Origin of the sequence: Mycobacterium simiae (assembly GCF_008370645.1) — a bacterium.
Classification (GTDB): domain Bacteria; phylum Actinomycetota; class Actinomycetes; order Mycobacteriales; family Mycobacteriaceae; genus Mycobacterium; species Mycobacterium simiae_A.
The window spans coordinates 1-7003 of record NZ_VTZN01000218.1 but is presented as its reverse complement, the minus strand read 5'-3'; the positions used below and the strand labels follow the sequence as shown (position 1 = coordinate 7003).

Genomic DNA, 7003 nt, shown 5'->3' with positions numbered 1-7003 from the left:
TGGGTCTGACGCCGATCTTGCTCACCGGCGACAACTGGACCGCAGCGCGCACGATCGGCTCTCAGGTGGGCATCGACCACGTCATCGCGGAGGTCCTGCCGCGAGACAAAGTGGATACTGTGCGGCGGCTGCAGGAAGACGGCAAAGTGGTGGCGATGGTCGGCGACGGCGTCAACGATGCGGCCGCGCTGGCTCAGGCCGATCTGGGTCTGGCGATGGGCTCTGGCACCGACGTCGCCATCGAGGCCAGCGACCTGACCTTGGTCCGCGGCGACTTGCGCGCGGTTCCCGACGCGATCCGGCTCTCGCGCAAGACATTATCCACGATCAAAGGGAATCTGTTCTGGGCGTTCGCCTACAACATCGCCGCATTACCGCTTGCCGCTGCCGGGCTGCTCAATCCGATGCTGGCCGGTGCCGCGATGGCGTTGTCGTCGGTGTTCGTCATTAGCAATAGCCTGCGGCTCAATAACTTCCAGCGGCACACTCGGTGACGTGGTGCCAGCGCGGGTCTCGGGTTCGCTGGCGGGCCGCGCGGTGTACTAGATTGAAAGTCGTTGTCGCCACGGCCGGTTATGCTGTCGCGCGGCCCCGCCGCTGTTGCGATCCCGTGCAAATCCTCGCCCGCCTTCGCCAAGACCTACGCCTGGATGGTCAGGACCTACATCGAAATCATCGTACTCGGATCGCGTTGTGCTGACCGGCTGCTCTGCGCCGGGATTGCTCCAGGCGACATCGCACCCAGGACGGGCGCACATTCAGCGGGCCGTGACCTCGCCGCGACCGAAGGTCCAGGAGGTGACGTCGGCCAGACGCAGGCGAAGCTGATCATGGAGGTCGACCTCACCGCTATTTCGGTGATACGCCACCTGGGACAAGTGCACGTATACGTGCGACGCACCCCCGTTGGGGCAGTTTGGGCAGGTGTCGTCGGTCGGAATCCGTTGATTGTGGTCGACGCCGACTGTTTGGAGGTAGCCGAGAAGTTTCTGGTCGAAATACCAGCAGGGCTCGATGGTGCCTCTCACGGCTCCCCATGGCAGGTACAGGGTCACGTCGACGTCTGCACCCGGTCTGTGGGGGTTGGTCTCGATGGCGTCGATGATCAGATGAAGTGAGCGGTCGGCCGTCTCTGATGGGCCCAGCGTCTCAGGTGCCGTCACGCTTCTCCTTGGACCTCGCAGGTCGCTGTTCCCGCCGTGACCGGGCCGTCAGCCGAAACACGGCTGGCCATGAGGGCCTTGCAGTCCGTTGCCGTCCTATCCGCACTGATAACACCCGGCGGGCCAAGATGAGAGTGTACACCTGCTGCCCAACGCTGTTCGTCGTGTTCGTCGAGCAGTCGGAACAAGTTCCACCCCGGGTCCGCCGTTCTGCGTCTGCGCGGATTAACGCACGCCGCCACGGCCCGCTGACCGACGTCTTTGCAATCGTTGGCTGTCCTGATCGCACATTGTGCGCGTGCGCGGCGAGGGGCCGCCCAGCTGGGCCGAACCGGTGCTGCTATCAGCAGCGGCGACGTCGTAGTCGTTGCGAAGTCACCGCAGCGGATGCGGCCGCGGGGGACCTAGTCACTGACCAGGCTCATCCACCACCGAACCCCCGACGAGGTGTCCGCACTGACCAGCACACGCAGTTGCCCGCACTGACCAGCACACGCAGTTGCCAGGAGTATCACGCCATCGGCGCCTGCTGACCGTCGTCCCGGTTGACGGCGGTGGAGGCGCTCTTCGTGCTTGGGTTATTCCGTTGTGGGCCCGACGTCATCGCGGCGTTGATCGCGTTCGTGTACGCCGTCTGGTGCGACGAGCGACTGATCGGGTGCGCGACGCCCCGCCGAGTTGTTGAGCACTTTGCACGTATCGAGCCCACACCGTTCCAACGCGACCTGCTCAGCAGGCGCTTGAGATGTGCAACCCCGCGTTTTGCCCCAGGGGCCGGTCGGGGCCATGGGCGATGGCACCAAAGTGCACCACCGGATGTACAGGCACTTCGGGCAACATACCCATTTCGGCCATGACGCCGCTGCCGATTTGGGCGCCCACCGACGGGATCAGCGGGAGCGCTAGGAGCATCAGCGCGGCGGTGGCTCCGATCGCGGCGACGGTGAGCGCCGCCTTCCGCGCCGGCGAGTGGTCACCACGTCCCCACCCCTTTCATGGGTCTGCGCTGCTGCGGTGTGTGGTCGACAACGAAGTGCGAAAGTGACCGCGGCGACGGCTAATCGTGCTGGGCGCCGCGCAGCTCTGGGCGTTCCCCCGTTGCGGCTAGGGACGCGGCGTGGGCGGTGCCGTCGTGCTGGGTGTCTGCTGAGGACCCATCGATCCTCCCGGACTCATTCCGCCCGGTCCCATCATTCCGCCCGGTCCCATCATTCCGCCCGGTCCCATCATCCCCCCGGGATCCATCATCGGGCAGGTGCCGTCACGTCCGCCGTCGGGCATCCGGTTCCCGCCGTAGGCGCCATGGGTGGCCCGGCCCAGAAAGAACCCGGAGAAGAAGACCAGGGCAACGATGAATACGACACCGGCGATGATGCCCACCCAGGTCAACAGTTGATTCAGGTCCAGCCACCCGTGCCGCCCGGACCGTTCGTCATGCCGGTTCTGCCCTGCTGTGGCGGTCTGTTCGTCGGATTGTGGTGTTTGAGTCATGGACCGAATGATGCCATGTGATACCCCGCAGGGGTAGGGAGCAGGTCACTAAAGTGCATCGCTTCTCGGGATCGCGCTAATCTACAAGGGAGTTTCACATCCAAAGAGGCAATCGTTGAGATATACACGTACCCCGCAATGGTATTATCGGTAAAACCCGCCAGAGTCGGATAGCTCGATTATCGCCGAAGAGCATCGGCCGAGGACGGGGCCAGTGTCCAGCGGCAGTTGAACGCTGGCTCCTTTTCGAGGACAAGGGGTCGGTTTTCAGACCACGTCGAGGTGTTGGACGGTGGACACGCGAATGGCTTCCAGCCTCGGTTCTCGTCGAGCAGAGCAGTCCGCAGACGATCCAGGATGTTGGGCGGGCGAGGATGACGGCGAAGTAGGGCGTGCAGGGGGCAATCAGGTTGGGCCGCTTCGCGGTTCAGCGCCGATCTCGCCTTGTGCTGCGATGAACGCTGCGCGGCAGGTGGCGTCGTCGCGCCGTCTGCTGGGCACCCAGCGGTGGCGCTGACCACCTCCCGGGCCCTGGCGTTTCGCTGCCATGTCCTGTCATCGGGCAGGTACGCTACGGTGCCGGCGCCTGAAAGCCGGCGCCCGCCATCGTGTGCCCACGTGAGGTCCACCCGACCCAAGATCGTTGCGTCGCAGTGGTTGTGGGCTGCTGCAAGCCATTCGCGAACGGTGCGACATCGCGCGCGCCGCGGCCGAGACGGTCCGTTCATTCAGTCGCCCGCCACCCGGATGCCCGGTGATGACCCATGAGCGGCGGTGACGATGCGGCTGCCCGCAACCGGACAGTGGATGCCGAGCCGGCAAGCCCCGATCACGGGTCGGTGGTCAACGGAGCGGTTAGAGCATGGACCCGAGCATGTTCTTGCCGTCGACGACGGCTTGGTCAGGCGCTTGGCCACTGTGCCTGTAGTCGATGAAGACCGACACCCGATTCGAGGTGTTCAACAGTTCACTGAATGTGCCGACCAGGGCGACTGATCCCTCTTGGGTTGACAAGCCAGCGATGTAGTCGATAGCGGCGGCTTGCTGAAAAATGTTGCTTTGCAGCGTTTTCGTGGCGGGCTTGCCCAGCAAGACGCCGGTCACACCGTTCCATTCCTTGATCGACTGGTTGATGTCGGCCTGCAGAACGGCGACGGCATCTGTCTCATCAGAGGGTTTGACGGTGACGTACATCCGCGCACTGGCGTCGGCGTTCTGCAGCGCCACTGAGTTCGCGCGCTTGTCTGACAGTTTCCAGCCCGGCGCGGGAGTGATCGAGACGCCCTGGCCGATATCGATGGGACCCGCCGAGGTGAGCATCACTGCCCAGCCTCCCACTCTGGTTGATGCACGCGCGGGCCCCTCCGCCGGGCTCGGTGGTCGGGACATACCGGACTCGGCGGGGGTGGCCCTGGCGGCTTGACTGCCGCGCAGTGACAACGGCAGCGTGGGCAGGCGAGCCGGGCCGCTGAGAACGACGGCCGCGGTCACGGTCGCGGCGACGAGGATGACCGCGCCGATGATGGCGGCGACCACACTCGGGCGCAGCCAGCGGCCAACCCGCCGCTGGCTTGCGGGGTAGTGCAGCGGTGGGGGAGTGTGCAGCGGCGGTGATGACATCGTGACTCCTTGGATAGCTGGGGTTTTCAGGCCGAGATGCAGCGGCCAGTGTGCTGGTCGGCGCAGCGTGGCGCGCGTAGGCAGTCGGTGGTTCGGCACCGCCAACAGCACCGGCTCGGTGACGGTGTGCTCCGGCAGGCCCACGCCCACACCGAACCCCAGGGAGAGCAGAACCGCCGCCCCGATCCATGATGATGGGTCAACACCGCCGCCGGCAGCGCAACCGCCACCGGTACCAACGCGATCGCATGGACGCCGAACGCCGCGGCGATCAACGCTGCCAGCAGCGCCGAGCAGATTGCACCACGGTAGATGTGGTGGCGTCCGCCCGACCGGTGCGGCATCAGCGTGCTCATCACCGCCAGCGCCCCCGCCCGCAGGGGTTCGTCGGGATGGGCGCGACATGCCGGGACCGCTTCATAAATGAATGCAGGGGACTGGCGCAGGTCGCACAACAGCGGGCCGCGTCGGGGTGCGGCATCGAGCGGTTCGAGCAGTCCATTGTGTTCTCCGGTGCCGTGGGCTAGGGGCGATCTCACCACCCGTATTGTCACGCGCCAATACCTATACGGGGTAGGGACTTAGGTCCCCTGTATGCGAGACTTGCCCCGCGCGTCATCAGCGCATGCGGGAGCATCGCGGCCCAGCTCCACCGCGCGAGCGGAGCCGCGTCCACCCCGCCACGCCTGACGCGTGTGTAGCCTCGTGGGGGCTGCCGGGAAGAGGCGGCGCGGCCCAAGGCGGTCACGCAGGTGACGTTCTGAGCGGCTCGGGGCTCTGGGCCCGTCGGAACTGCGATTGCGAACTCGCCCGGCCTCCTCAGTGGGGCCAACCGTGCGGCCAAGGTTCTGGGGCAGCAATTTTCAGCACGAGGTAGACGCGGAATCGAGTGCCGCCGGGCACCCGCGGACCCAGGGCCGGCCCGGCACCGAGGAACCCCCACCCGCCCGAAACTGACACCATCCCCCAGCTGCTGAACCCACGAGCGGGGGTGCCCGCGATCGAGTCCGAGCAGGCAAGCCGGCGCCCGGGTCACTACCGTCGCTGGGGACGTCATCGCCTGCCCACGGTAGTCGCCGGCGGTGCAGAATGGCCACGATGATCACCGCGCGACAATTTACGTATACGGGGATAGGGTATAAACTATTCACATGCGGGCCCGGACGCAGACACCATCACTTCGCCACTGCTCGCGTGTCTCGGCCCGCCCCGACGTGGCCCGGGGCGGTTGTGGACCTAGTCGGTGCCGCCGGAGCGCTACGCCGGCAGTGCCGGCGCTGCCGGCTGGCGATCATACACAGCAGCCTGACGTTCGGCCGTGATGGCGATGGACCCGAGTCGGAGTCAGCGGACAGCAGACGAAGGGCCTCGGTCCGCACCGCGACCGTCAGCGGGCGTGGTCGGATTAACGGTGTCAGCGATCCCAGCCACAGAGCCTCAAGGAGAATAAATGACAACTCTTCCCTGACACGACAGCCGTGTTCGCTGTTTCTCCGAGTCCTCGGAGTTTTCGCATCATTCCCTTCGTTTTCCGGAATCCCTCCGATGTTCGATGCAGGTTTGCCAAGCCGATGCACCGCAGCCGGTTCAGGTCAGGTGCCAGCAGTTGTCGCGCGACCGGTGTCGATGTCTATTTCGTCGTCACCAAGATCGCGAACTTGCTGCGGGACGACTCGTCCCACCGCAACCATTGACGCTACTCGGCGCCATTCTGAATTGCCTTGGCGTGTAGCTACTTTGAGCGATCACGCGTTGAACGCCGGGTTCCTCGAAGCCAAACAGCGGCGATTCCAAGACGGATGCCGCGGTTTCTACCAGACGGCCACACGTGTGGCGTCGACCAACCATTGAGAAGCCATCATGGAGATGGCCTAACAGAATGGAAACCCCTGCCATGTTCGCCGGCATCACTAGCCACGCCGGCGCCCTGGTTACGGCCATCGCGGTGCTAGCCGGCACCGCAATTCTGCGCGACGGCGCAGCTGCGGCCGACCCGAACCAGGACGACCAGTTTCTGGCACTGCTCGATAAGAACGAGATCTCCGCCGTCCAGAACGTACCCAGCGTCATCGCCGCAGCCCATAAAGTTTGTCGCAAGCTCGATGGCGGCATGCCCGTAGACGCCTTGGTCGACGCGTTGAGGAACGATGCGTACAACATTGACCCAGCCATGCGCCTATACCCCGCCCGGCTCACGACCACCATGACCCGATTCGTCACCGCGGCAGTGCAGATCTACTGCCCCTACGATCAGAGCAAGATAGCTTCCATCATGGCTGATTCGGCGCCGAGATCGGAGGAGCCGCTGGGCGCCGAAGCCGCCCCCAGGCACAGCGCGGTCAACTCGGGAAGCGATCGCCGCAAGGCGCCGCCGGCATTGGACATGATCAGCATGCCCGCGGCGTGGCAGGAACCGACACCGACCCCTGCGCTGCGGCTGTCTCCCGTGATGGACCGCGGGGTGTTCGTCGCGGGCCGCTATCGGGATGAATGGTCCGACCGGGCAGCGCCTGGCGCAGTGCTCGTCTCGCTGATCAGAACGGTTCCCCAGGGAGATCCTCGATTACCGAACCCGCCGGAGATTCCGGCACCACCGCCGCCGCCGGCGCAGGTCCTGATACCGCCCCGGCTGATCGCGCCGGCTCCGCCCCCGCAACAGCCGCCGCCACCACCGCAGCAGCCGCCGTCACCACCGCACGAGCCGCCACCACCACCGCAAGAGCCGCCGC

The 7003-nt window shown here is 65.5% G+C and carries 7 protein-coding genes; 2 read left to right on the top strand and 5 right to left on the bottom strand.

Annotation, left to right across the window (positions count from 1 at the left end):
• Positions 1 to 494, top strand: a 494-nt coding sequence (locus F0Q45_RS23185) for an HAD-IC family P-type ATPase (protein WP_149656137.1), incomplete at its 5' end; no start/stop codon positions are given.
• Between the two features lie 264 nt (positions 495 to 758).
• Here F0Q45_RS23185 and F0Q45_RS23180 read toward each other — a convergent pair.
• The 5 genes from F0Q45_RS23180 to F0Q45_RS29630 all read right to left on the bottom strand — a co-directional run bounded on the left by F0Q45_RS23180 (position 759) and on the right by F0Q45_RS29630 (position 4813).
• The gene (locus tag F0Q45_RS23180) at positions 759 to 1163 is read right to left on the bottom strand and encodes a hypothetical protein (protein ID WP_149656136.1); all 405 of its coding nucleotides are present in this window, start codon (positions 1161 to 1163) and stop codon (positions 759 to 761) included.
• A gap of 729 nt (positions 1164 to 1892) precedes the next feature.
• Entirely contained in the window at positions 1893 to 2075 is a 183-nt protein-coding gene (locus F0Q45_RS23175) for a hypothetical protein (protein ID WP_149656135.1), read from the bottom strand.
• A gap of 192 nt (positions 2076 to 2267) precedes the next feature.
• Complete coding sequence (locus F0Q45_RS23170) at positions 2268 to 2654, bottom strand: hypothetical protein (RefSeq protein ID WP_149656134.1); 387 nt, start codon at positions 2652 to 2654, stop codon at positions 2268 to 2270.
• 855 nt (positions 2655 to 3509) lie between these two features.
• On the bottom strand, positions 3510 to 4274 hold the full coding sequence (locus F0Q45_RS23165; protein ID WP_262491133.1) for a hypothetical protein: 765 nt from the start codon (positions 4272 to 4274) through the stop codon (positions 3510 to 3512).
• 26 nt (positions 4275 to 4300) lie between these two features.
• Entirely contained in the window at positions 4301 to 4813 is a 513-nt protein-coding gene (locus tag F0Q45_RS29630) for a hypothetical protein (RefSeq protein ID WP_262491132.1), read from the bottom strand.
• Positions 4814 to 6168: 1355 nt separating this feature from the next.
• Here F0Q45_RS29630 and F0Q45_RS23160 point away from each other — a divergent pair.
• Positions 6169 to 7003 (top strand): DUF732 domain-containing protein (locus F0Q45_RS23160; RefSeq protein ID WP_149656138.1); only part of this gene is annotated, 835 nt, incomplete at its 3' end.